Source organism: Mycobacterium sp. pW045 (genome assembly GCF_041287085.1).
Taxonomy (GTDB): domain Bacteria; phylum Actinomycetota; class Actinomycetes; order Mycobacteriales; family Mycobacteriaceae; genus Mycobacterium; species Mycobacterium algericum_A.
Map to the genome: position 1 here is coordinate 422,663 of NZ_JBGGKU010000003.1, position 21,244 is coordinate 443,906.

At 68.9% G+C, this 21,244-nt stretch carries 27 protein-coding genes and 1 pseudogene; 16 read left to right on the forward strand and 12 right to left on the reverse strand.

The genetic code is table 11. The features are described 5' to 3' along the window. Window positions 1-5 precede the first annotated feature (5 nt). Complete coding sequence (locus ACAG20_RS06875) at window positions 6-800, reverse strand: enoyl-CoA hydratase-related protein (protein ID WP_112686185.1); 795 nt, start codon at window positions 798-800, stop codon at window positions 6-8. 124 nt (window positions 801-924) lie between these two features. On the opposite strand from ACAG20_RS06875, the pseudogene ACAG20_RS06880 reads away from it, so the two are divergent. The 7 genes and pseudogenes from ACAG20_RS06880 to rsrA form a co-directional block, all read left to right on the forward strand. Further along, a pseudogene (locus tag ACAG20_RS06880) lies at window positions 925-1,134 on the forward strand (muconolactone Delta-isomerase family protein); the annotation flags it as partial. Between the two features lie 135 nt (window positions 1,135-1,269). Continuing rightward, entirely contained in the window at window positions 1,270-2,013 is a 744-nt protein-coding gene (locus ACAG20_RS06885; protein ID WP_370492033.1) for a TetR/AcrR family transcriptional regulator, read from the forward strand. Window positions 2,014-2,107: 94 nt separating this feature from the next. Further along, window positions 2,108-2,281: a CsbD family protein gene (locus ACAG20_RS06890; protein WP_112686187.1), complete on the forward strand. Its 174-nt coding sequence runs from the start codon at window positions 2,108-2,110 to the stop codon at window positions 2,279-2,281. Window positions 2,282-2,384: 103 nt separating this feature from the next. After that, a complete protein-coding gene (locus ACAG20_RS06895; RefSeq protein WP_370492034.1) occupies window positions 2,385-2,702 on the forward strand; it encodes an aminopeptidase in 318 nt (105 codons plus the stop codon). Window positions 2,703-2,726: 24 nt separating this feature from the next. Continuing rightward, window positions 2,727-3,266: an anti-sigma factor antagonist gene (locus tag ACAG20_RS06900; RefSeq protein WP_370492035.1), complete on the forward strand. Its 540-nt coding sequence runs from the start codon at window positions 2,727-2,729 to the stop codon at window positions 3,264-3,266. Between the two features lie 237 nt (window positions 3,267-3,503). Beyond that, the gene (locus tag ACAG20_RS06905) at window positions 3,504-4,151 is read left to right on the forward strand and encodes a sigma-70 family RNA polymerase sigma factor (RefSeq protein WP_370492036.1); all 648 of its coding nucleotides are present in this window, start codon (window positions 3,504-3,506) and stop codon (window positions 4,149-4,151) included. Continuing rightward, complete coding sequence (gene rsrA, locus ACAG20_RS06910; protein WP_013829865.1) at window positions 4,148-4,444, forward strand: mycothiol system anti-sigma-R factor; 297 nt, start codon at window positions 4,148-4,150, stop codon at window positions 4,442-4,444. The genes ACAG20_RS06905 and rsrA overlap by 4 nt, the downstream gene beginning before the upstream one ends. A 29-nt stretch (window positions 4,445-4,473) precedes the next feature. On the opposite strand, the gene ACAG20_RS06915 is transcribed toward rsrA, so the two are convergent. Further along, window positions 4,474-4,548 carry a 50S ribosomal protein bL37 gene (locus ACAG20_RS06915; protein WP_011728008.1) on the reverse strand — a complete coding sequence of 25 codons (75 nt, stop codon included), beginning with the start codon at window positions 4,546-4,548 and terminating at the stop codon, window positions 4,474-4,476. Between the two features lie 123 nt (window positions 4,549-4,671). Beyond that, a complete protein-coding gene (locus ACAG20_RS06920) occupies window positions 4,672-5,067 on the reverse strand; it encodes a hypothetical protein (RefSeq protein WP_370492037.1) in 396 nt (131 codons plus the stop codon). 270 nt (window positions 5,068-5,337) lie between these two features. Between ACAG20_RS06920 and ACAG20_RS06925 the strand changes: the two genes are divergently transcribed. Continuing rightward, the gene (locus tag ACAG20_RS06925) at window positions 5,338-5,553 is read left to right on the forward strand and encodes a biotin/lipoyl-binding carrier protein (protein WP_112686211.1); all 216 of its coding nucleotides are present in this window, start codon (window positions 5,338-5,340) and stop codon (window positions 5,551-5,553) included. A 29-nt stretch (window positions 5,554-5,582) separates the two neighbouring features. Continuing rightward, window positions 5,583-7,070 (forward strand): sensor histidine kinase, encoded by a 1,488-nt coding sequence (locus tag ACAG20_RS06930; RefSeq protein WP_112686193.1) that lies wholly within the window; start codon window positions 5,583-5,585, stop codon window positions 7,068-7,070. Window positions 7,071-7,144: 74 nt separating this feature from the next. On the opposite strand, the gene ACAG20_RS06935 is transcribed toward ACAG20_RS06930, so the two are convergent. Together ACAG20_RS06935 and ACAG20_RS06940 are read right to left on the reverse strand one after the other, a co-directional pair. Continuing rightward, the gene (locus ACAG20_RS06935; RefSeq protein ID WP_019737187.1) at window positions 7,145-7,399 is read right to left on the reverse strand and encodes a WhiB family transcriptional regulator; all 255 of its coding nucleotides are present in this window, start codon (window positions 7,397-7,399) and stop codon (window positions 7,145-7,147) included. Window positions 7,400-7,644: 245 nt separating this feature from the next. Further along, on the reverse strand, window positions 7,645-8,622 hold the full coding sequence (locus ACAG20_RS06940) for a diacylglycerol kinase family protein (protein ID WP_370492038.1): 978 nt from the start codon (window positions 8,620-8,622) through the stop codon (window positions 7,645-7,647). A gap of 55 nt (window positions 8,623-8,677) precedes the next feature. On the opposite strand from ACAG20_RS06940, the gene ACAG20_RS06945 reads away from it, so the two are divergent. Then, complete coding sequence (locus ACAG20_RS06945; protein ID WP_370492039.1) at window positions 8,678-9,082, forward strand: hypothetical protein; 405 nt, start codon at window positions 8,678-8,680, stop codon at window positions 9,080-9,082. Here ACAG20_RS06945 and ACAG20_RS06950 read toward each other — a convergent pair. Both ACAG20_RS06950 and ACAG20_RS06955 read right to left on the reverse strand, forming a co-directional pair. After that, window positions 9,030-10,088: an isochorismate synthase MenF gene (locus tag ACAG20_RS06950; protein ID WP_370492082.1), complete on the reverse strand. Its 1,059-nt coding sequence runs from the start codon at window positions 10,086-10,088 to the stop codon at window positions 9,030-9,032. The genes ACAG20_RS06945 and ACAG20_RS06950 overlap by 53 nt on opposite strands. Window positions 10,089-10,141: 53 nt before the next feature. Further along, window positions 10,142-10,747: an acid phosphatase gene (locus ACAG20_RS06955; RefSeq protein WP_112686199.1), complete on the reverse strand. Its 606-nt coding sequence runs from the start codon at window positions 10,745-10,747 to the stop codon at window positions 10,142-10,144. Window positions 10,748-10,826: 79 nt separating this feature from the next. On the opposite strand from ACAG20_RS06955, the gene ACAG20_RS06960 reads away from it, so the two are divergent. Continuing rightward, window positions 10,827-11,627: a ParA family protein gene (locus tag ACAG20_RS06960; protein ID WP_165825021.1), complete on the forward strand. Its 801-nt coding sequence runs from the start codon at window positions 10,827-10,829 to the stop codon at window positions 11,625-11,627. 89 nt (window positions 11,628-11,716) lie between these two features. Here ACAG20_RS06960 and ACAG20_RS06965 read toward each other — a convergent pair whose 3' ends face one another. Further along, window positions 11,717-12,952: a hypothetical protein gene (locus tag ACAG20_RS06965; RefSeq protein ID WP_370492040.1), complete on the reverse strand. Its 1,236-nt coding sequence runs from the start codon at window positions 12,950-12,952 to the stop codon at window positions 11,717-11,719. Window positions 12,953-12,967: 15 nt separating this feature from the next. Further along, window positions 12,968-14,482, reverse strand: coding sequence for a DEAD/DEAH box helicase (locus tag ACAG20_RS06970; protein ID WP_370492083.1), 1,515 nt, complete (start codon window positions 14,480-14,482; stop codon window positions 12,968-12,970). Window positions 14,483-14,737: 255 nt separating this feature from the next. On the opposite strand from ACAG20_RS06970, the gene ACAG20_RS06975 reads away from it, so the two are divergent. Both ACAG20_RS06975 and ACAG20_RS06980 read left to right on the forward strand, forming a co-directional pair. Next, on the forward strand, window positions 14,738-15,433 hold the full coding sequence (locus tag ACAG20_RS06975; protein ID WP_112688648.1) for a ferritin-like fold-containing protein: 696 nt from the start codon (window positions 14,738-14,740) through the stop codon (window positions 15,431-15,433). A 100-nt stretch (window positions 15,434-15,533) separates the two neighbouring features. Continuing rightward, window positions 15,534-15,791, forward strand: a complete 258-nt coding sequence (locus ACAG20_RS06980) for a DUF3107 domain-containing protein (RefSeq protein ID WP_112688634.1) — start codon at window positions 15,534-15,536, stop codon at window positions 15,789-15,791. Between the two features lie 15 nt (window positions 15,792-15,806). Here ACAG20_RS06980 and ACAG20_RS06985 read toward each other — a convergent pair whose 3' ends face one another. Beyond that, complete coding sequence (locus ACAG20_RS06985) at window positions 15,807-16,493, reverse strand: TetR/AcrR family transcriptional regulator (RefSeq protein WP_112688636.1); 687 nt, start codon at window positions 16,491-16,493, stop codon at window positions 15,807-15,809. 203 nt (window positions 16,494-16,696) lie between these two features. On the opposite strand from ACAG20_RS06985, the gene ACAG20_RS06990 reads away from it, so the two are divergent. The 3 genes from ACAG20_RS06990 (at window position 16,697) to ACAG20_RS07000 (ending at window position 20,124) form a co-directional block, all read left to right on the forward strand. Further along, window positions 16,697-17,731 carry a DUF3152 domain-containing protein gene (locus ACAG20_RS06990; protein WP_370492041.1) on the forward strand — a complete coding sequence of 345 codons (1,035 nt, stop codon included), beginning with the start codon at window positions 16,697-16,699 and terminating at the stop codon, window positions 17,729-17,731. A 110-nt stretch (window positions 17,732-17,841) separates the two neighbouring features. After that, entirely contained in the window at window positions 17,842-19,020 is a 1,179-nt protein-coding gene (gene moeZ / locus ACAG20_RS06995; protein WP_370492042.1) for an adenylyltransferase/sulfurtransferase MoeZ, read from the forward strand. Window positions 19,021-19,269: 249 nt separating this feature from the next. Next, a complete protein-coding gene (locus ACAG20_RS07000) occupies window positions 19,270-20,124 on the forward strand; it encodes a TIGR02569 family protein (RefSeq protein WP_112688642.1) in 855 nt (284 codons plus the stop codon). A 14-nt stretch (window positions 20,125-20,138) separates the two neighbouring features. On the opposite strand, the gene ACAG20_RS07005 is transcribed toward ACAG20_RS07000, so the two are convergent. Continuing rightward, the gene (locus ACAG20_RS07005) at window positions 20,139-20,435 is read right to left on the reverse strand and encodes an MGMT family protein (RefSeq protein WP_112688644.1); all 297 of its coding nucleotides are present in this window, start codon (window positions 20,433-20,435) and stop codon (window positions 20,139-20,141) included. 10 nt (window positions 20,436-20,445) lie between these two features. Next, window positions 20,446-21,234, reverse strand: a complete 789-nt coding sequence (locus ACAG20_RS07010) for an alpha/beta fold hydrolase (RefSeq protein ID WP_370492043.1) — start codon at window positions 21,232-21,234, stop codon at window positions 20,446-20,448. Window positions 21,235-21,244: the final 10 nt, after the last annotated feature.

Sequence of the window (21,244 nt, forward strand, 5' to 3'; positions counted from 1 at the left end):
CGCCGTCAGGCGGTGACGAACTGGCCGAAGTCGGCGGGGCGCTTCTCGGCGAACGCCGCGGCGCCCTCTTTGCCCTCGTCGGTGTGCACGAAGATCTCCAGCGCGGACATCGCCATGTTGCTCAAGCCCGCCTGGTGGTCGGTGTCGGCGTTGAAGGACTGCTTGAGGAAGCGCAGCGCGGTGGGGCTCTTCTCGGCGATCTCGGTGGCCACCGCCTTGGCCTCGTCCAGGAGTCGCTCGCCCGGGACCACCCAGTTCACCAGACCCCAGCGTTCGGCGGTGGCGGCGTCGTACTGCCGGCACAGGTACCAGATCTCGCGCGCCCGCTTCTCTCCGACGACCCGGGCTAGAAACGCCGACCCGAAGCCGGCGTCGAACGACCCGACCCGGGGGCCGGCCTGGCCGAATTTGGCGTGTGCCGATGCGATCGAGAGGTCACAGAGCACGTGCAGCACGTGGCCGCCGCCGATCGCGACGCCGTTGACCGCGGCGATCACCGGCTTGGGCACGTCGCGGATCAGCTTGTGCAGGTAGCCGATCTCGAACATGCCGCTCTCGGTGGGGCCGTAGTCACCGGTCTCGGCTCGCTGCTTGACGTCACCTCCGGTGCAGAACGCCTTGTCGCCCGCGCCGGTGAGGATGATTGCCGCGACCCGGGTGTCGGCCCATGCGGCCCGGAAAGCCTTGATCATCTCCTCGACGGTCTGGCCGCGGAAGGCGTTGTAGCGGTGCGGCCGGTTGATGGTGATGACGGCGGCGGGCCCGTCGATCTCGTAGGTGATGTCTTCGTAGGCGGTCATGGCATCTCCGGGTGTCGGGGGCGGCGCCGCGGTAATGAGATCACGTTCAATCGAAATGAATAATAATTCATTAGTTGTGAATTTAGGTTCGCTCGCCGGTGATGTCAAGGGGTGACGGGGTTAGAAGGCGTACTCGCAGGAGCTGCAGCGGTCCGGAAAGTGGCCGCACATCTGGCGGATTGTCGGGGAGTACTCCAACATCTCGATCTTCGATGTCGCCTCGAACGACGAGCTGCACGAACTGCTTTCGGGCCTACCGTTGTTCGGCTACATGGACATCCGGGTGACACCGCTGGCGACCCATCCCAGCGACGTGGCGGCGGCCGACCGCTGACCGAGGCGGCTGCCGGTCGAGGTCGATGCTTCCGGCGTCCCCGGCGCGCTTACGACGTAAACTAACGGTCGGTGCGCGACGTGGCTCCCCGACGATCGGCGCCGCAGTCGTTGCCGAGTGAAATGGGTGGTCTGAGTGGATGCCGACGATCGCGGTGCGCAGCGGCCGGAGGACGCTGCGGGAGGCGACGTCGTCGATGGGATCCGGCCGCTGCCGCAGTTGAGCCGTGACGCGATTCTGGAGACGGCCATCGAGTTCATCGATCGTCAGGGCCTGTCGAAGTTGACCATGCGCCGGCTGGGGACAGCCTGCGGAGTCGAGGCGATGGCGCTCTACCGCTATGTCCACAGTCGCGGCGACCTGCTGACCGGCGTCGTCGACCACATCGTCGACCGGCTCTACGCCGACCAACTCGCCGCTCGGCGACAAGAGGACGGCTGGCAGGACTATCTGATGCGGCTGGCACACGGCGTGCGCCAGATCGCCCTCGACCACCCGGAGGTTTTCCCGCTGGTGGCCACCCAGGCCCCGGAGGCACCGTGGGTTCGCCCGCCGCTGCGCAGCCTGCGCTGGATGGAAAGCTTCCTCGACACGCTGATCTCCTACGGGTTCGACGACGGCGCCGCCGTGGACGCCTACCGCTCCTACACCACGTTCCTGATCGGCCACCTGCTGTTGGAGGTGTCTGCGCGCGGCGCGGAGCTGCACCCTGACGAGGCCATCCTCGAGGAGGGCGAGCGTCCCGCGCGCGACCTGACGAGCTACCCGAACCTGCAGCGGCTGCAGCCGATGTTGTCCGAAGATCACAGCGGCATCGAGTTCGAAGAGGCGCTGGAAGCCATGCTCGACCGGCTCGAACTGCTGCACTCGCGGGCCTGAGGCGCCCGCCCCCCAGTTACACCGGTTTACGTTGTAAACAACGTGGGTATGTGGCGTGTCGCAATGTCGGTACGAGTGCGGGAGGGGTTTCACCATGGGACTGGCGGACAAGGCGAAGAACGCAGCGGAGGATGTCGCGGGCAAAGCCAAGGAGGCGGTCGGCAACGTCACCGGCAGTGACGAGCTCAGGAACGAGGGCAAAGCCGACCAGGGCAAGTCCAGCCTGAAGAAGGCCGGCGAGAACATCAAGGACGCCTTCAAGGATTGAGCCAGTGAGAATGCGCGCCCCGCCCGACGGTGAATCCGGGCGGGGCGCGTCTCCTGGTGGCGGCAGCGGCCTCGTGGTGGCGGCAGAAAGCAAGGGAGCGGGGATGACGGCGGTGCGACGACTGCTCTGGCCGGTGGCGCTGCTGGTCTTGCTCGCGGGCGCGGTTGTGCTGCTGGCGCCGGTGTCGGTCGCCGATGGTGACGGCGGCTCGATCGGCTGCGGCAATGCCGTCGCCGCGGATTTCTCCGCCGCGCTGGACGCCAACGCCGAAAGCGTGGCCACCGCCGTGATCGCCGGCCGGGTCGGCCCGCACACCAACTACGTGGCCGGATGCCGGTCTTCGGTGGCGACCCGCCGCGCCTGGGCCCTGGCGCTGGTGTTCATCGGTGCGATCGGTGCCGCGGTCGGGTTTACAACGTAAACAAACTGGCGTAGCTTCATCCGCATGCTGTTCGGTTTACGCCGTAAACTCGGTCGCTGTTCGGCATGGCTCGGCTTGCTGGCCACGTCGGCGAGTAACGGGGCCGGTGCGATCGCCACCGACACCGGTCTTCGGGTACGGCTCGGCGAGGCGTTGACCTCCGTGGCGGCCCGTCCGGACTTGGAACTTCGTGTCGTCCTGGAGCGCAGCGGTCCAGCGCTGCTGGTTACCGCCAGTGGCAGCGTCGACGCCTCCAACGTGGAGGTCTGGCGGCGACTGGTCAACGAGGCCGCCGCCGTCACGCAAGCCCCTGGGCCGCTGGTCATTGACAGCAGCAGGCTCGAGTTCATGGGCGTCTGCGCGTTTGCCGTGCTGGTCGAGGAATCGGCCCGGTGTCGCCGACGCGGTGTCAGCCTCCGGTTGGTGAGCGGTCAACCCCTGGTGGCCCGGGTCGTGAACGCAGCGGGGTTGCACCGCGAGTTGGCGTTCTGCGCGACCATCGACGAGGCGCTCGGCGACACACCGCGGGAAGACCCGGGACCGGTCCGCGGATCCAGCGCCTAGCGCCGGGCCGGGTGGCCCGGGTTGGCGCGCGACTCACCGGGGGAGGATACGGCCGGAAATAGCGCCGTGACCGACGCTGTTGACCAAGGCAACCTGCGGTCACTGCGCATGGATATCGGTCACAGTCCTAGGATCGGGAAGGAGTCCGGGGTGTCAATGGCGATCGGTCTGCTGGAAATCGAGCCATCGGCTGGGCCGGTTGTGGGCACCGCGACAGAAGGGACTGCAGCGATCGAGATGGCTGACGGCGAAAGTGCGACCGAAACCGAGACGACGGCTCCCGTTCGTTCCGACGAGACCGACGAGCAGCTGACGGCGCGCTTCGAACGTGACGCGATCCCGATGCTCGATCAGCTCTACGGCGGTGCGCTGCGGATGACACGCAACCCGGCCGACGCGGAGGATCTGTTGCAGGAGACGATGGTCAAGGCCTACGCCGGGTTCCGGTCTTTCAGGGACGGCACCAACCTCAAAGCCTGGCTGTACCGCATCCTGACCAACACCTACATCAACGGCTACCGCAAGAAACAGCGCAAGCCGGCCGAGTACCCGACCGACGAGATCACCGACTGGCAACTGGCGGCGACCGCCGAGCACTCGTCGACGGGCCTGCGCTCGGCTGAGGTAGAGGCCTTGGAGTCGCTGCCGGACACCGAGATCAAGGACGCGCTGCAGCAGCTTCCCGAAGAATTCCGGATGGCGGTGTACTACGCCGACGTCGAAGGGTTCCCCTACAAGGAGATCGCCGAGATCATGGATACGCCGATCGGCACGGTGATGTCGCGGCTGCACCGCGGCAGGCGCCAGTTGCGCAGTCTGTTGGCCGACGTCGCACGCGACCGGGGGTTCGTCCGTGGCGGCCAGTCGGAGGAGGTGTCGTCGTGACCGAGCAAACCAGCGGATGCACCACGCCGGGACCCGACGGGCCGGCTGCCGACTGCTCCGAGGTCATCGCCGAGGTATGGACGTTGCTCGACGGCGAATGCACCGCCGAGACCAGGGCGAAGCTGCGCCGACACCTCGAGGAATGCCCGGGCTGCCTGCGGCATTACGGGGTCGAGGAACGGATCAAGGCGCTGATCGCCCGTAAATGCAGTGGCGATCGGGCGCCGCGGCAACTCTACGAACGGGTCCGGCTGGAGATCAGCCGCACCACGATCATCCACCGCGAGGGCTGAGGGAGGGGCCCGCCCGGCGGGACGACGTTTTAAGCGTTGGGGCGCTTGCCGTGGTTGGCCTTGCTGTGCTTGCGATCGCGCTTCTTGCGGCCACGCTTTGCCATGATCCACCCTCCTAGCAGGTATTCCGGCTGGAAAGTCTCTCACACGACCGGGTGTGACGCGGTGGCGGGGCTTGCGACCCCGCCACCGCATCGGCCCGTCGGGCGCCCAAACGTGCCGGCGCCTCAGTGGAAGGTCCGCGCCCCCGCCAGGGTTTGCGGCACGGGTGCCACCGGCGCCGGCGGCGTTTCGAGTGCGGGCGCGCCGGGCATGGTGGCACCGGGCGGGGTCAGCGAACTGACGTCGTTGGGCATGATCGAGCCGACCCCGGGCACCACGCGGTTCAGCATGCCGTTGAGCGCCTGCAGGAAGGAGTTGGCGGCGTTCACGCCTGCCGACGAGCCTCCCACCGCCGGCCCAGGCAGCGCCGGGGCGCCGATCGGGGCCGGAATCGGCATCGGGTCATCGACCAGCGCCGGGGCGGCTTTGGCCGAAGCGACGCCGAATCCGAGCGTGGCCAGCGTCATCGCGCCGGCGCAGATCAGTGGCAAGCGGATCCGGGGGTTGGAAAATCGGTTCACAATCAACGCGCTACTCCTCAAGTTCGACTTCGACTGTTGGCCGCGTCACGGCGAATACGTCACGCGTTCGAAACACTCGAGTAACGGTGCTATGCAAATGTCACAGGAGAAACACGACACGATCACGGATCGAACTCTCTACGTCCTCTTAGTTGTCTTGGAGTTCGCTTACCCGTGCGCCCCGCGCAGGCCAGGGCGGGGGTTGTGGTTCCATAAGACGAGGATTTCGGGGACCAGGGGATCGTTGACTGGATGATGAACGAGGTGAAGATGGCCGAGGACGTTCGCGCGGAGATCGTGGCCAGCGTGCTCGAAGTCGTGGTCCACGAGGGCGAACAGATCAACGAGGGCGACACCGTGGTGTTGCTGGAGTCGATGAAGATGGAGATCCCGGTGCTGGCCGAGACCGGGGGCACCGTCAGCAAGGTCGCCGTGAAGGTCGGCGACGTCATCCAGGCCGGCGATCTCATCGCCGTGATCGGCTGATCGCAGCGTTCCACGGCGCGTCGTGACCGATGTCCACCCTCGGTGACCTGCTAGCCGAACACACCGTCTTGCCGGGCAATGCGGTGGATCACCTGCACGCCGTGGTCGGGGAGTGGCAACTGCTGGCGGACCTGTCGTTCGCCGACTACTTGATGTGGGTGCGCCGCGACGCCGACGCCGGCGGCGCGCTGGTGTGTGTGGCGCAATGCCGGCCCAACACCGCTCCCACGGTGCTGCTCAGCGACGCCGTCGGCACCGTGGCCGCCGCGGACTGGATGCCATTGGTGGCCGGGGCATTCGAGTCAGGCGCAATTGCCCGGGAAAGCATTGCGGGCCAACGCAATACGGAAGCCGTTCCGGTTCGGTACGACGACCGGGTGGTGGCGGTGCTGACCCACCAGACCGCGTTGCGGGCCGGGCGCGAATTCAGCCGGTTGGAGGCGGCCTACCTCGACTGCGCGGCTGATCTGGTGCACATGCTCTCCGAGGGCACCTTCCCCAACGTCGGTGACATCGCGGTGTCGCGCTCCAGCCCGCGCGTCGGTGACGGGTTCATCCGCCTCGGGGTTGACGGCACCGTCAGCTACGCCAGCCCGAACGCGGTGTCGGCCTATCACCGGATGGGCCTGGCCGCCGAGCTGGCCGGACACGACCTGGTGGCCGTCACTCGGCCGCTGATCTCGGACACCTTCGAGGCGGACGAGCTCGCCGAGCACATTGCCGACTCTCTCACCGGCGGATCGAGCATGCGGTTCGAGGTCGACGCGGCCGGCGCGGTGGTGCTGCTGCGAACCCTGCCGTTGATCGTGCACGGCCGGCCGGCGGGGGCCGCCGTGCTGGTTCGCGACGTCACCGAGGTCAAGCGCCGGGACCGTGCACTGTTGTCCAAGGACGCCACGATTCGCGAGATACATCACCGGGTGAAGAACAACCTGCAGACCGTGGCGGCGCTGCTGCGGCTGCAGGCGCGCCGCACAACCAGCAGCGAGGGGCGCGAGGCGCTACTGGAATCGGTGCGGCGGGTGTCGTCGATCGCGGTGGTGCACGAGGCGCTGTCGATGTCGGTCGACGAGGTGGTGAACCTCGACGAGGTGATCGACCGGATCCTGCCGATGATGAACGACGTCGCCAGTGTCGAGATCCCGATCCATGTCGCCCGGACCGGAACGTTCGGGGCTCTCGATGCCGACCGGGCGACCGCGCTGACCATGGTGATCACCGAACTGGTGCAGAACGCCATCGAGCACGCCTTCGACGCCGACGCCGATCGACACGATGTGACGATCCGCGCCGAACGGTCGGCGCGCTGGCTGGACGTGGTGGTGCACGACGACGGCCACGGCCTGCCGGCCGGGTTCAGCCTGGAGACCGCCGACCGGCTCGGCCTGCAGATCGTCAACACCCTGGTCTCGGCGGAGCTCAACGGTTCCCTGACCGCACGCGACGCTCCGGGGGGCGGGACCGAGATGGTGCTCCGGATTCCGGTCGGAAGCCGGCGAACCCGCCAGGCGCTGTGAGGCGCCGGGCGCGCCCGGCGCAAAACGACGCGGCCCCGACCAGGTCGGAGCCGCGTCGAAGTTGTCTGCTTGGGTCAGACCCCGCTGCGCGCCCGCGTCCGGGCGTTGCGGCGCTTGAGCGCCCGCCGCTCGTCCTCGCTCATGCCGCCCCACACGCCGGCGTCCTGGCCGGTCTCAAGCGCCCAGGTAAGGCACTCGGTGACCACCGGACACCGGGCGCAGACCTGCTTCGCGGAAGCGATCTGAGCGAGCGCCGGCCCGCTGTTTCCCACCGGGAAGAACAGCTCCGGGTCCTCGTCGCGACAGACCGCCTTGTGGCGCCAATCCATAGGTCTCCAACTCCTCACTCTGAGCGCAGCACGGCGCGCAACGTTTGCTTTTCGACTGTTATAAGCGGCGGCAAGAAATGATTACGGCTTGCTTCCGATCGCTCGATCGTTTCACAGCCTGGACAGATGTCAAGAGTTTGCGTTATCACGTGGCCAACATCACGCTTGCAAGGGGCTGCTGACTGTCGGGTCGCGGCCGTGTACTACAGTGGGGTCAAGTGTGTGCTCATCAACTGATGAAACTACTATCTGTGCAGGTCAGCAGCTCTTTTTGGCGGCGGCGCGATGACGTTGAGGGCGTCAGGAACCGCGCGGAACGTCATCTCACTTCGCAATCCGAGGTATTCGCCGTCGATCTGAGTGGCGATCGGTGTGTCGCCGGCATCGACGCGCAGCGCGGTCACATCGTCGTCGCGGATGAGTTGTTTGGCGCGCAGCTTCGGCCGCTTCGACAGCATCTGGCGGACCAGCCGCAGGGTGGGCAGCACCTTCATGCTGGTGGTCGCGAACACCCCCATCCCGCCCTCGAACGTGGTGTCCGGATTGGTCCACACACACCGCTCGTCGGCGTAGGTCCACGGAGCGCAGTTCGAGATGAAGACCAGGTGCACACCGGCGACCGGCGCAGCCCCGTCCAGTTGCAGCGTCAATGTCGGCGCGCGGCGGGTGGTGGCCAGCACGGCGGGCACCGCGGCGCGGACATAGCGCAGTGCGGTGACGGCGTGGCCCTTCTCACGTTCGGCTTCGACGGCGGCCACCACCTCGCCGTCGACACCCATGCCGGCGTTGAGCACCGACCACCGCTCGCCGCAGTCGATCAGTCCGATCCGACGCCAGCTCGGTTGGCCGCCGGGGCCCTTGAGCAACCCGATCAGCTGGTTGGTGGCGACGGTCGGGTCGGCGGCGATCCCGAGCGAGCGAGCGAAGACGTTCGCCGAGCCGCCGGGCACCACTGCCACCGCGGGCAGGTGTTTCGGCGGCGCCGAACCGGGCGCCCCGAGTAGTCCGTTGACGACGCCGTGCACGGTGCCGTCGCCGCCGTGCGCGATGACCAGGTCGATCCCGTCGCGGGCAGCGGCCTGGCTGATCTCGATGGCGTGACCGCGGTAATCGGTGTGCACCACGCTCAGCTCGAGCCGGCTCTTGAGAGCGTGGGCCAACAGGTCACGGCCCGCCGGAGTCGTCGAGGTGGCATTGGGATTGACGATCAACACGGCACGCACGGGATATCAGTCTATGGGCAGCCGGGAAGTGCGACCGGGTGGCTAGGCTGGCGACGTGAATGCCGTCGCCGACCCACCCCGCGCCGTGCTCGCTGCGGGCCTGATCGTTGCGGTGCAGGGCGTGGCCTCGCTGGTGGTCGCGGTGGTGCTGGTGTGGCGGGCGGTGACCGGTGCCGATCAGCGGATGGCCAGCGGTTACGGCACCGCGGCGTGGTTCGCGCTGATGGGTGGCGCGGTGCTGGCCGCCGGCTGGGCGTTGCTGCGGGGCCGGCGGATCGGCCGCGGCGTTGCGGTGTTCGCCAACCTGTCGCTGCTTCCGGTGGCCTGGTACATGGGGGTCGGCTCGCACCGGTGGGCCTACGGCGCGGTCGTCGGCATCGCCGCGGCGGCGGTGCTGGTGGCGCTGTTCAGCCCCGCGGCGCTGCGCTGGGCGGCGCAACGCCCAGCGCCGACAGGATAGTGCTGAACTTCGCCACGGTTTCGGCCAGTTCGTCATCGGGATCGGATCCGGCGACGATCCCGCCACCGGCATGGGCCAGTGCGGATCGCCGGTCGGCGGACAGTTGCGCACAGCGGATCGACACCACCCACCGGCCGTCGCCGTTCGCGTCGCACCAGCCGGCCGCGCCGGCGTAGAAGCCGCGGTCGCCCTCCAGGTCCGCGATGAGATCGATCGCGGCCGCCGTCGGAACCCCGCCGACCGCCGCCGTGGGATGCAATGCCAACGCCAAATCCAGTGCAGTGGTGGCGGTATCGCGGAGCCGGCCGGTGATCGGGGTGTTCAGGTGCCAGACCGCGGCGGTGCCGGTCAGCTGTGGCTCCGGTGCGATGTCGAGTTCGCTGCACAGCGGCCCGAGTGCGGTACGCAACTGGTCGACGACCAGTTGATGCTCATGGCGGTTCTTGCCGGATTCGGCCAACGCGGCCCCGTTGGCGGCGTCGACGGCCGGGTCGGGCGAGCGCGGCGCCGAGCCCGCGAACGGCCGGCAGGTGATCCGGTCACCGTCGCGGGCCACCAGCAACTCCGGGCTGGCACCGACCAGGACAGCCCCGGCAAATGTGTCCCCGGCGGCGCTCAGGTCTACCAGATAGCCGTAGCCGCTCGGATCGGCGGCGGCCAACCGGCGCAGCACCGTGCCCGGGTGCAACGGCGCGTCGGCGGCCAGCCGCAGGCTGCGGGCCAACACCACTTTGTGCAGCACGCCGTCTGCTGCGTTCAACTCACGTAAGGCCCGGCGGATCCGGTCGCGGTGCTCGTCGGGCTTGGGCAGCTCCGCGACGATACGCACCGCCGGCAGGGTCGTCACCGGCCCGGCCGGCAGCGCTTTTTCGCGGCGCACCCGGCCCGGCACGAACAGCGCGGTGGCGGCATCCGGCTGAAACGGCAACGCGCCCACCACGATCGGCGCCTGGCCGGTGGCCAGCGCGGTCCGCGCGGCGCCGACATCGCAGAAGCCGGCGGCCATCCCGTCGGCCACCAGCGTCCCGGCGGGCCCGGACAGCACGAACGTCGGTGCCGTCAAAGCCCCGCGGCCTTCGGCCCGGTCAGCCCGAGGGCGGTGAGCTGGCGCACCCCATGCTCGAATCCGCACACCGCGAGCGACGCCGCGGGCATGCCGAACCGCGCACCGTCGGCCAACGGCAGCTCGAGCCAGCGGGTGATCACCGCCCGGGAGAAGTGGCCGTGTCCGACGAACACCACATCGCGGGAGACCAGCAGTCGCAATGCCGCCGCGACCGCCCGGTCGGCGCGATCGCTGACCTGTGCCACCGACTCGCCTCCCGCGCTGCCGTGCGTCCAGACCAGCCAGTCCGATTCCGATTCCCTGATCTGCGCGGTGGTCAGCCCCTCATAGCGGCCATAGTCCCATTCGGCGAGGTCGTCGGAGACTTCGTCGACGTGCAGCCCGGCGAGTTCGGCGGTCAGTTGGGCGCGGCGGCGCGGGCTGCAGACCACGAACGGGTTGTCCAACCGCAGTCTCGCCAGCGTTGCGCGGGCGGCGACCGCTTCGCGCCGGCCGGTCTCGGTCAGCTCCAATTCGGTGCGCCCGGTGTGCCGTCCACTTTTCGACCACTCGGTTTCGCCGTGGCGCAGCAGCAGCAGTCGGTGCTCCTCAATGCCCACGTCCGTCGATTCTGCCCGACGACGGACACCGACCAGCGTTTGGTGCTGCGGGGCCGCGAGCCGTGCCAGTATGGCCTGTGTGACGGGCATGCGAATCTTGGCGGTTGCCAACCAGAAGGGCGGCGTGGCCAAGACCACGACGGTGGCGTCGCTGGGCGCGGCGATGACAGAACTGGGCCGGCGGGTGCTGCTGGTCGATCTCGATCCGCAGGGCTGCCTGACCTTCTCCCTGGGACACGATCCCGACAAGCTGCCGGTGTCGGTGCATGAGGTGCTGCTCGGTGAGGTGGAGCCCAACACGGCGCTGGTATCGACCGACGAGGGTATGACGTTGCTTCCGGCCAACATCGACCTGGCCGGCGCCGAGGCGATGCTGTTGATGCGGGCCGGCCGCGAGTACGCCCTGCAGCGGGCGCTGGCCAAGCTGGACGGCGAGTTCGACGTGGCCGTCATCGACTGCCCGCCGTCGCTGGGGGTGCTCACCCTCAACGGGCTCACCGCGGCCGGCGAGGTGATCGTGCCGTTGCAGTGCGAGACCCTGGCCCACCGCGGTGTCGGCCAGTTCCTGCGCACCGTCGCCGACGTCCAGCAGATCACCAACCCGAAACTGCGTCTGCTCGGTGCGTTGCCCACGTTGTACGACTCGCGCACCACCCACAGCCGCGACGTGCTGCTCGACATCGCCGACCGGTACGGGCTGGCGGTCCTGGGCCCGCCGATCCCGCGCACCGTGCGTTTCGCCGAGGCCAGCGCGTCGGGCGCATCGGTTATCGCGGCCCGCAAGAACAAAGGGGCCCAGGCTTACCGGGAGCTGGCCGAAGCGCTGCTCAAGTACTGGCAAAACGGCAAGGCACTGCCCACCTTCACCCCGGAGATCTAGCGCATTGTCGCGCGAGGGTGCGCGTCCCCGGTCGACACGCCGAGTGAATTCCCGGATTTGCGCACGCTCGCACCTCGCCGACACCGACATCAGCCCAGCGCGACCACCGTGTCGCCGCGCTGCTCCAGCACCGTCGGGCCCGACACCGCCGGGAACACCGCCGTCACGCCGGCGGGGCGGCTGACCGGGATGACACGTTCAGCGGCGCCGGTGCGCTGGTTGAAGACGCCGACGCCACCGGTCACCGGGATCAGCAGACGGTCGGCCATCATCGCCGCCGGTCCCAACGGAACCGCGGCCCCCGCCGCCGGGATGGTGTAGCGATACGTGAGGGTTCCCGAGTCGAAAACCATCACCGCGTCGCCGATCCACCAGCAGACCAACCCGGTGGGTCGCGACACCTGCAGCGCGGCGCTGGCGGGGCTGGGCTTGGCCGGCAGCATCGTCTTGGCGATCGTGGTGCCGGTCTGGTCGACCACTTCCACCCGCGGCTGCGGGGTGGGCAGATAGACAGCGGTGTTGACGCCGGAGTCGGAGTCGGTCACCGTGAGTACCCGGGCGCCGGAATCGGCGGCCACGCCTGGCAGCGGGACATGCTGGGTCTCCGGTTCGTCTTCTTCCTTGCCGGCGCGCAACAGCGTCAACTGCAGGTCATCCTGCCCGGGGCAGGCCTCGAGCACCGAGACCGCCGACGAGGCCGCCGCCGCCGACACCAGGGTGCAGCCCTGGCCGCGGCCGCGTGCCGTCGGCTTCACCCGGGCATCGATCTCACCGTAGGACAGCACCCGGACCATGTCCGAGCGCCACAGTTCCAGCCGGGTGCTGCCGGCCGAGAGCACCGAGCTTCCCTCGGAGGTGACGTTCACGCTCCGGTCGGCGTAACTGGTCCGGGCCGGTCCGCGTCGGCCGGTCCCGGCGACGATTGTGCTGACCTGGCCGCAGCCGCGGGAGTCGGGATACACCGCGACGGCGTAGCGGTAGATCCAGGACACGCCGCACAGGTCGACGTCGCGGGCATAGCTCCAGCGTTCTTCGCCGGTCGCCGGGTCGCGCCCGGTCAGCTGCGGCCCCTCGCCGGTGATCACCGTCCCGGAGACCATCACCGGAGCGCGGGTGGCCGGGCTGGCCGCCGTCCACAGTTGGTTCAGGGCAGCCGGCACCATGGCGGCCGGCTGCGGAGTGGTCGCTTCATCCAGCGCAGGCCGGCTGACGGTCGCGCGGGCGTCACTGGTCCACCAGATGATGACGCCGGCGACGACGACCACGACCGCGATCACCACTGCGGCCAGCATGTCGCCGGCGGTGCGGCGCTCCGGTCGCACCATCTCAACGGGTCCGGTTCAGTTGCCGTTCACCGCGGCGGCGGTCTTGCTCGGCCGGCGGCGACGGCGGCGGCGCGGCGCGCTCTGACCGTTGTCGTCCGAGGGCCCGGCCGTCCTGGCCTCACCGGGCTCACCGGTCCGGGCGGCCGGAGCCGAGGTGTCACCGCCGGCCGCCCGGCCGCCGCGGGTACGCCGCCGGGAGCGGGTGGTGTTGCGGGGCGCCCGCTGCCGGTCGGCCGAGCTCTCGCGGCGCTCGCCGTCGCCGCCCTCGGACCGCTTGGCCGGTGACCGGCCCGCGTTGCCGATGGTGCCGGTGGCCTCGGTCGGGATGTTCAGCTCGGTGAACAGGTGCGGTGAGCTGGAGTAGGTCTCCGCCGGGTCCGGGCACTGCAGGTTCAGCGCCTTGTCGATCATCGACCAGCGGGCCAGTTCGTCCCAGTCGACCAGCGTGACCGCGACACCGGTCTTACCGGCGCGGCCGGTGCGGCCGATGCGGTGCACGTAGGTCTTCTCGTCGTCGGGGCACTGGTAGTTGATGACGTGGGTAACGTCATCGATGTCGATGCCGCGGGCGGCCACGTCGGTGGCAACCAGCACGTCGATGTCCCCGGTGCGGAACGCCTTCAGGGCCTTCTCGCGGGCCACCTGGTTGAGGTCGCCGTGCACCGCACCCACCTTGAACCCGCGCTCGCCGAGGTCGTCGGCCACCTTCTGCGCCGTCCGCTTGGTGCGGGTGAAGATCATCGTGGCGCCCCGGCCGCGGGCCTGCAGCAGCCGGGCGACCAGCTCCGCCTTGTCCAGCGCGTGGGCCCGGTAGACGAACTGTTCGGTGGCATCGTGGACCGCCGAGGAGTGTGGCGCCTCGGCGCGGATGTGGGTGGGCTGGTTCATGAAGCTGCGGGCCAGCGTGATGATCGGGCCGGGCATGGTCGCCGAGAACAGCATCGACTGCCGGTCATCGGGGATGCGGGCCAGGATGCGTTCGATGTCGGGCAGAAAGCCCAGGTCCAGCATCTCGTCGGCCTCGTCGAGCACCAGCACGGTCAGCCCGCCCAGCTGCAGATGGCCCTGCTGGGCCAGGTCGAGCAGCCGGCCCGGGGTGCCCACGACGACGTCCGCGCCCGCCTGGAGCGCCTCGATCTGCGGCTCGTAGGGCCGGCCCCCGTAGATGGCCTGCACCGACAGCGGACGGTCTCCGGCGGTCAGGTATTTCGCCGCATCGGCCAGGTCGCCGGAGACCTGGATGCACAGCTCGCGGGTGGGCACCACGACCAGCGCCCGCGGGATGCCGGTCAGCGGCCGGTCGGTGCTGGTGCTGACCCGCTGCAGCAGCGGGACGCCGAAACCGTAGGTCTTGCCCATACCGGTGCGGGCCTGGCCGATCAGGTCGTCGCCGGCCAGGGCCAGCGGGAGCGTCAGCTCCTGGATCGCGAAAGCGCGTTCGATGCCGTCCTCGGCGAGGGCGCGGACGATCTCGTCGCGCACGCCCAGTTCGGTGAAGGTCGGTGGGGAGGTGGGTCGAGTGGTGGCGATAACGGGGGTCATGCGCTGGCAGATGCCTTTCGGAGTTGGCGCGGTATGAAAGTCGATCGCGGTGTGGTCGGGGCGCACACGCTGTGACGGTCGATACCTGACTTGCCAATCCGGGGGGCCCTGCACTCGCCGAGGAGGCGGGCCAACCGCGTGTACGCACATTGCGCGACAGCGCCGAATCGGCACTGCCTGCGGTCATACTACCTGGTCGGGCCGGGCACCGGTCCAGTCCGGCGCAACGCCTACAGTGTGGTGATGAATTCGGTTCCCTCGACCGACGCCGAAGCGCAGCCTTCCCCGCCCCGACTGTCCGCCGATCATCCCGGTGTCAACGAGCTTTTCGCGGTACTGGCCTACGGCGAGGTGGCGGCGTTCTACCGGCTCACCGACGAAGCCCGCATGGCACCCGATCTGCGTGGCCGGATCTCGATGGCGGCGATGGCCGCCGCGGAGATGGGCCACTTCGAATTGCTGCGTCAAGCCCTCGACGCCCGCGGTGTCGATGTGGTGGAGGCGATGTCGAAATACACCACCGCCCTGGACAATTACCATCGGCTGACCATGCCCAGCACCTGGCTGGAGGCGCTGGTCAAGACCTATGTCGGTGACGCGATGGCCGCCGACTTCTATCTGCAGATCGCCCATGGCCTCCCCGACGAGGTGGCCGACGTGGTGCGCGCGGTGCTGGCCGAGACCAAGCACTCCCAGTTCGTCGTCGACGAGGTGCGCACCGCGGTCACGGCCAGCGCCAAGCAACGCAGCCGGCTGGCGCTGTGGTCGCGCCGGCTGCTCGGAGAGGCGATCACCCAGGCCCAGTACGTGTTGGCCGACCACGACGAACTCGTCGACCTGGTGGTCGCCGGTGCGGCCGGGCTGGCACACCTGGCCGGGTTCTTCGACCGCATCCAGCACACCCATGACGAGCGGATGCGCGAACTGGGCCTGGCGTAGCGGCCGGCGTATCGCCAAGGGCGAACGACCGGTGCGCACCAACCGCGGGCCCGTCCACTAGCCTGCTTGACAACGCCCGACGCAAACGAAAGGGGCTGGCGTGGAGGTCAAGATCGGGGTCACCGACAGCTCGCGCGAACTGGTCATCAACAGCGCGCAGACGCCCGATGAAGTCGAGGAACTGGTGGTCGCCGCGCTGAGCAAGGGCACGGAATTGCTGGCCCTCACCGACGACAAGGGGCGCCGGTTCCTGGTGCAGGCCGCCAAGATCGCCTATGTGGAGATCGGGGCCGCCGACAGCCGGCGGGTCGGGTTCGGGATCGGCTCCGAAACCATTGCCCGGGCTAATTCCTCTTGACGGAGGCGGTTCGTCTCAACGAGTGAGCGGCACGTGTGACAGCCCGCCCCAAGCGAACGCGACCGTCCCCTCGACGGCGTCTTCCTTGGAGATCGGACGGTCGCTGTCGAGCCAGTAGCGGGCGCAGTCCACACTGATCGCGACCAGCCCGACGGCGACCATGCGGGCGCGGTGCGGGTCGAGGCCGGAGTCGTGGCTGACCAGATCGAAGATCGCATCGATGCACGATTCGGTCGCCACCCGCACCTGGACCGCGACCTGGGGCTCGGCGACGTTGTCGTTCTCGAAGATCAGCCGGTAGCCCTGGCCGTCATGCTCGATGAAGTCGAAGAACGCCTGCACCGCCGACCGCAACCGCTGGCGGTTGTCGGTGGTGGTCCGCAGGGCCTGCCGCACACCGGAGACCAGGTTTTCCACGTGGCGGGCCAGCACCGCCAGGTACAGCTCCAGTTTCGAGGCGAAGTGCTGGTAGAGGATCGGTTTGCTGACGCCCGCCCGGTCAGCGATCTCGTCCATACCGGCCGCGTGGTAGCCGCGGTCGACGAACACCTCGCTGGCTGCGATCAGCAGCTGTCCGCGTCGTTCGTCGCGGGGCAGCCGGCTGCCCCGACGGTTGGTGGCCGCCGGCGCCTTGGTGGCCGCTGAGCCGCGGCCTGCCGACTTGCCGCCACCGCGCTCGGCCGTGTCGATCGGTTTGCTCATCGACTCCTCAATCCGGGTTCGGCCGGCCGGCAGGAATGAGCGCCCGACGGCCGGTGCGTGAGAGCGAGACTACGCGCTGCCCCCGTCAGATCTGCCAGCGACATCCACCAACACGGCGCCGGCCCGTTGCGGCACGGTTGGCGGCCCGCCGACATGGCGCGGCGAAGAGTCCCAGCTCGCAGAGGTTGTGTCATTCTGGAACGGTGACCTACGACCCGGGGCAACGCGGCGGCGGTCGAGCCCCGGTACTTCGGGATCGTTTCCGCGAACCCCTGCGCGCGCAGCGCGATCCACTCGCCGCCGGCACCGGCCGGCTGCGGTCTGACCGCGACGTCCATCGGCAGTGGCGCAAACAGACCTGGCTGGGCAGTTTCGTGTCCACCTACGGCTGGCGTGCCTACGCACTGCCGGTCCTGATGGTGCTCACCGTGGTGGTGGTCTATCAGACCGTGACCGGCACCGGGGTACGCGCCCAGGACTTCGATGAGCCGGTGCAGGGCCCGCCGACGATCGGATCTGCCGGCACCTCGATCATCGGCGCGCCGCCGCGGGGGCTCACCGAATTCGACGTCAACCTACCGACCGGGGTGTTGCCCGACGGTGGCCCGTTCACCGAGGCCGGCGCCATGACCTGGCATGTCGTTCCGGGCGCCCAGCCGGTATTCGGCCGGGGCACCCAGAAGGTGTTCGCCTACACCATCGAGGTGGAGAACGGCATCGACACGACCGCCTTCGGCGGCGACGAGGCGTTCGCCCGGATGGTCGACCAGACGTTGCGCAACCCCAAGGGGTGGACGCACAACCCGCAGATCGGGTTCGTGCGGGTCGACGCGACCAGCGGCGTCGAACCCGACTTCCGGATCTCGCTGACCTCGCCGCTGACCGTTCGGGAAGGCTGCGGGTACGAGATTCCGCTGGAAGCGTCGTGCTACAACCCGTCCTACGGTGCGCGGTCGGAACCGCGGGTGTTCATCAACGAGGCGCGCTGGGTTCGCGGCGCGGTGCCGTTCCAGGGCGACATCGGCTCCTACCGGCAGTACCTGATCAACCACGAGGTCGGTCACGCCCTGGGCTATCAGCATCACGAGCCGTGCGAGCGGCAGGACGGTCTGGCGCCGGTGATGATGCAGCAGACGTTCGGCACCTCCAATGACGACGCGGCGAAGTTCGACCCGGACTGGGTCAAGCCTGACGGGAAGACCTGCAGGTTCAACCCGTGGCCGGCCCCCATCGCCTGAACCGATCGAGTGATCCGGCTGCCGGACCCGGGAAGCTTCGTGGTGGGTTTGTCGTTGCCGCCACCAGCTGCTGTGATGGATGACGAAGACGACTTCGAGGAGATTGTGCGGTGTCGAGATCACTGCCGCCGCTGGTGGAGCCTGCCGGCGAGCTGACGCGCGATGAGGTGGAGCGCTACAGCCGACACCTGATCATCCCGGACGTCGGTGTGCAGGGACAGAAACGGCTCAAGAACGCGCGCGTGCTGGTGATCGGCGCCGGAGGGCTGGGCGCACCGACGCTGCTGTATCTGGCGGCCGCCGGGGTCGGAACCATCGGGATCATCGACTTCGACGTCGTCGACGAATCCAACCTGCAGCGCCAGGTCATCCACGGGGTCGCCGACGTCGGCCGCGCCAAGGCCGAGAGCGCCCGCGACTCGATCAACGCGATCAACCCGCTGGTCGACGTCCGGTTGCACCACTTCCGGCTGGACGCGTCGAACGCCGTGCAGCTGTTCGAGCAGTACGACCTGATCTTGGACGGCACCGACAACTTCGCCACCCGCTATCTGGTCAACGATGCCGCGGCATTGGCGCACCGGCCGTACGTGTGGGGCTCGATCTTCCGCTTCGAGGGCCAGGTCTCGGTGTTCTGGGAGGACGCACCGGACGGCCGGGGACTCAACTACCGCGACCTGTACCCCGAGCCTCCGCCGCCGGGAATGGTGCCGTCGTGCGCCGAGGGGGGCGTGCTGGGGGTGCTGTGCGCGTCGGTCGGGTCGGTGATGGGCACCGAGGCGATCAAGTTGATCACCGGCATCGGCGAGTCGTTGCTGGGTCGGCTGCTGATCTATGACGCACTTCAGATGAGCTACCGCACCATTCGGGTCCGCAAGGATCCGTCCACGCCCAAGATCACCGAGTTGATCGACTACGAGGCGTTCTGCGGGGTGGTCTCCGCGGATGCGGCCGAGGCGGCCGCCGGGTCCACCATCACCCCGGCCGAGCTGCGTGAGCTGCTGGACTCCGGGCAGCAACTGGAGCTGATCGACGTGCGGGAGCCGGCGGAGTGGGAGATCAACCACATCGAGGGCGCCCGGCTGGTGCCGCAGTCGATGCTCAACACCGGCGAGGGGCTGGCGACGCTGCCGCAGGACCGGATTCCGGTGCTGTACTGCAAGACCGGCGTGCGCTCGGCGGCGGCCCTGGCCACTCTGAAGAAGGCCGGTTTCGCCAACGCGGTCCATCTGCAGGGTGGAATTGTGGCGTGGGCCAAGGCGATGCAGCCCGACATGGTGATGTACTGACCCCCGAAGCTGGGACCGCCGCATGACCCCGGCGGTTCAGCGAGGTTCGACGGAGGAGAGCCGAAGCTGGGACCGCCGTATCAACCCCGGCGGTTCAGCGAGGCTCGACGGAGGAGAGCCGAAGCTGGGACCGCCGTATCAACCCCGGCGGTTCAGCGAGGCTCGAGGGAGGAGAGCCGAAGCTGGGACCGCCGCATGACCCCGGCGAGGCTCCCCGACGCGCGGACGCTGACGACATAGAGTTGTCGCGTGACTGTCGAGCCGCCGCCTGAGCATGTCCTGGCGACTTTCGGCCTTCGCGGCATGGAGCCCACTCCGCTGGACGCCGGGTGGGAGGACGGCTGGAAGTGCGGGGAAGTGGTGGTGTCGATGGTTGCCGACCATGCCAGGGCCGCCTGGTCGGCAAAGGTGCGCGAAACGCTGTTCGCCGACGGCATCCGACTGGCCCGGCCGGTGCGCTCCACCGACGGACGCTATGTGGTGTCGGGGTGGCGAGCCGACACTTTCGTGGCGGGCACTCCCGAACCCCGTCACGACGAAGTGGTCTCGGCGGGGGTTCGGTTGCACGAGGCCACCGCCAAGTTGGAACGACCCCGCTTCCTCACCCAGGCGCCGGTGGCGCCGTGGGCCGACGTCGACGTGTTCATCGCCGCCGATCGGGCCGCGTGGGAGGAGAAGCCGTTCGCCTCACTGCAGACCGGCGCCCGGTTGGCCCCGGGTTCGGTGGACGGGCAGCGGTCCATCGACCTGATCAATCAGCTCGCCACGCTGCGCAAGCCCACCAAGGGTTCCAGTCAGTTGGTGCACGGCGACCTGTACGGCACGGTGCTGTTCTCCGGCGCCGCGGCGCCCGGCATCACCGACATCACGCCGTACTGGCGGCCGCCGTCCTGGGCCGCCGGAGTGGTGGTGGTAGACGCCCTGTCGTGGGGTGACGCCGATGACGGGCTGATCGAACGCTGGGATTCGCTGCCCGAGTGGCCGCAGATGCTGTTGCGCGCGTTGATTTTCCGACTCGCCGTACATGCGCTGCACCCGCGTTCGACGGCCGAGGCATTCCCGGGGCTGGCCCGCACCGCGGCACTGGTGCGCTTGGCGCTCTGACACCGCAGGTGCCGTCAGAATCGGTGACGCGCGGCGCGCAGATCCACTCGTCCGTCGACCGCAGTCACCCCTTCGGCGCGAAGCAGTTCGAGTTGTCGGGTGCGCAGCTGGGTTGCCGGCCGTCCGGACGCCCTGATCACCCGATGCCACGGCAGGTCGGCGCCGTCGACCCGCAGGATCCAGCCGACGATGCGAGGGCTGGAAAGCCCTGCCGCGGAGGCGATGTCGCCGTAGGTGGCGACCCGGCCGGCCGGGATACCGAGGATCAGTGCGCGTACCCGCTCGACCTGCTCGTCGGTCACCGTCGCCACCGTGGACCTCCTAGTTCCGGGCCAACCGGTCGTGGATGACGGCTGCCACCTCGGCGGGCCGCGCCTGATCCACCATGTGGTTGCAATCAAAGTCCACGAGTTGGAAGTTGGTGCAGAGTCGCGTCTGCAGGGCCTCGATGAGGCGCGTGCCCACATACGGTGGTGAGGTGCGGGTGGCGCGCAGCAGCGTCGTCGGCGTCGATCGTGGCAGCACGAGGGGGCGGGCCAACTCGCTCCAGTACGACATCATCGCCGGCACGCTGATCCGCCAGCCGCACCGCCCGCCGGGCAGTGCCACCAGGTGCTCGGCGAGTTCGGCGTCGAGCAGCGCCGGGTCCACGTCCGACCACCCCCCGTTGGCCTTCTCGGCGCGGGCCTCCGCGGCGTCGGGATAGTCCGGGGACGCCAGCATCGCCGCGGCGATCTCGGCCATCCAGTGGCCGTCCAGGCCGATCGCCGGGTCGAGCAGCACCACCGAATGGACCAGGTCGGGGCGCGCCGCGGCCAGATGCAGCGCTATCGCTCCGCCGAAGGAGTGCCCGACGACTACGACGGGGCCGCCGGCGCCGCCCTCGAGCAACCCGGTCAGCGCCGCCACGTTGGCGTCGATAGTCCACGGGGCCGCCCACGACGAGTGTCCGTGGCCGATGAGATCTGGTGCGGCGACCGTGGTTTCAGGCAGATACCCGGCGACGTGCCGCCAGCGGGCCCCATGGCCGGTCAAGCCGTGCACGGCCAACAGCTGTATCGGGCCGTCCGGACCGTAGCGGTGCACGTGCAGCCGATGATCGGAATTCACCCGTCGATGG

Bases quoted from the DNA above. Each gene is read 5' to 3' on its own strand.
- ACAG20_RS06875 (WP_112686185.1), bottom strand. From the start codon at position 800: ATGACCGCCTACGAAGACATCACCTACGAGATCGACGGGCCCGCCGCC.
- ACAG20_RS06890 (WP_112686187.1), top strand. From the start codon at position 2,108: ATGGGACTGGCGGACAAGGCGAAGAACGCAGCGGAGGATGTCGCGGGC.
- ACAG20_RS06895 (WP_370492034.1), top strand. From the start codon at position 2,385: ATGACGGCGGTGCGACGACTGCTCTGGCCGGTGGCGCTGCTGGTCTTG.
- ACAG20_RS06900 (WP_370492035.1), top strand. From the start codon at position 2,727: ATGCTGTTCGGTTTACGCCGTAAACTCGGTCGCTGTTCGGCATGGCTC.
- ACAG20_RS06905 (WP_370492036.1), top strand. From the start codon at position 3,504: ATGGCTGACGGCGAAAGTGCGACCGAAACCGAGACGACGGCTCCCGTT.
- ACAG20_RS06925 (WP_112686211.1), top strand. From the start codon at position 5,338: ATGGCCGAGGACGTTCGCGCGGAGATCGTGGCCAGCGTGCTCGAAGTC.
- ACAG20_RS06930 (WP_112686193.1), top strand. From the start codon at position 5,583: ATGTCCACCCTCGGTGACCTGCTAGCCGAACACACCGTCTTGCCGGGC.
- ACAG20_RS06935 (WP_019737187.1), bottom strand. From the start codon at position 7,399: ATGGATTGGCGCCACAAGGCGGTCTGTCGCGACGAGGACCCGGAGCTG.
- ACAG20_RS06950 (WP_370492082.1), bottom strand. From the start codon at position 10,088: ATGGCCGCCGGCTTCTGCGATGTCGGCGCCGCGCGGACCGCGCTGGCC.
- ACAG20_RS06965 (WP_370492040.1), bottom strand. From the start codon at position 12,952: ATGGTGCGACCGGAGCGCCGCACCGCCGGCGACATGCTGGCCGCAGTG.
- ACAG20_RS06975 (WP_112688648.1), top strand. From the start codon at position 14,738: ATGAATTCGGTTCCCTCGACCGACGCCGAAGCGCAGCCTTCCCCGCCC.
- ACAG20_RS06985 (WP_112688636.1), bottom strand. From the start codon at position 16,493: ATGAGCAAACCGATCGACACGGCCGAGCGCGGTGGCGGCAAGTCGGCA.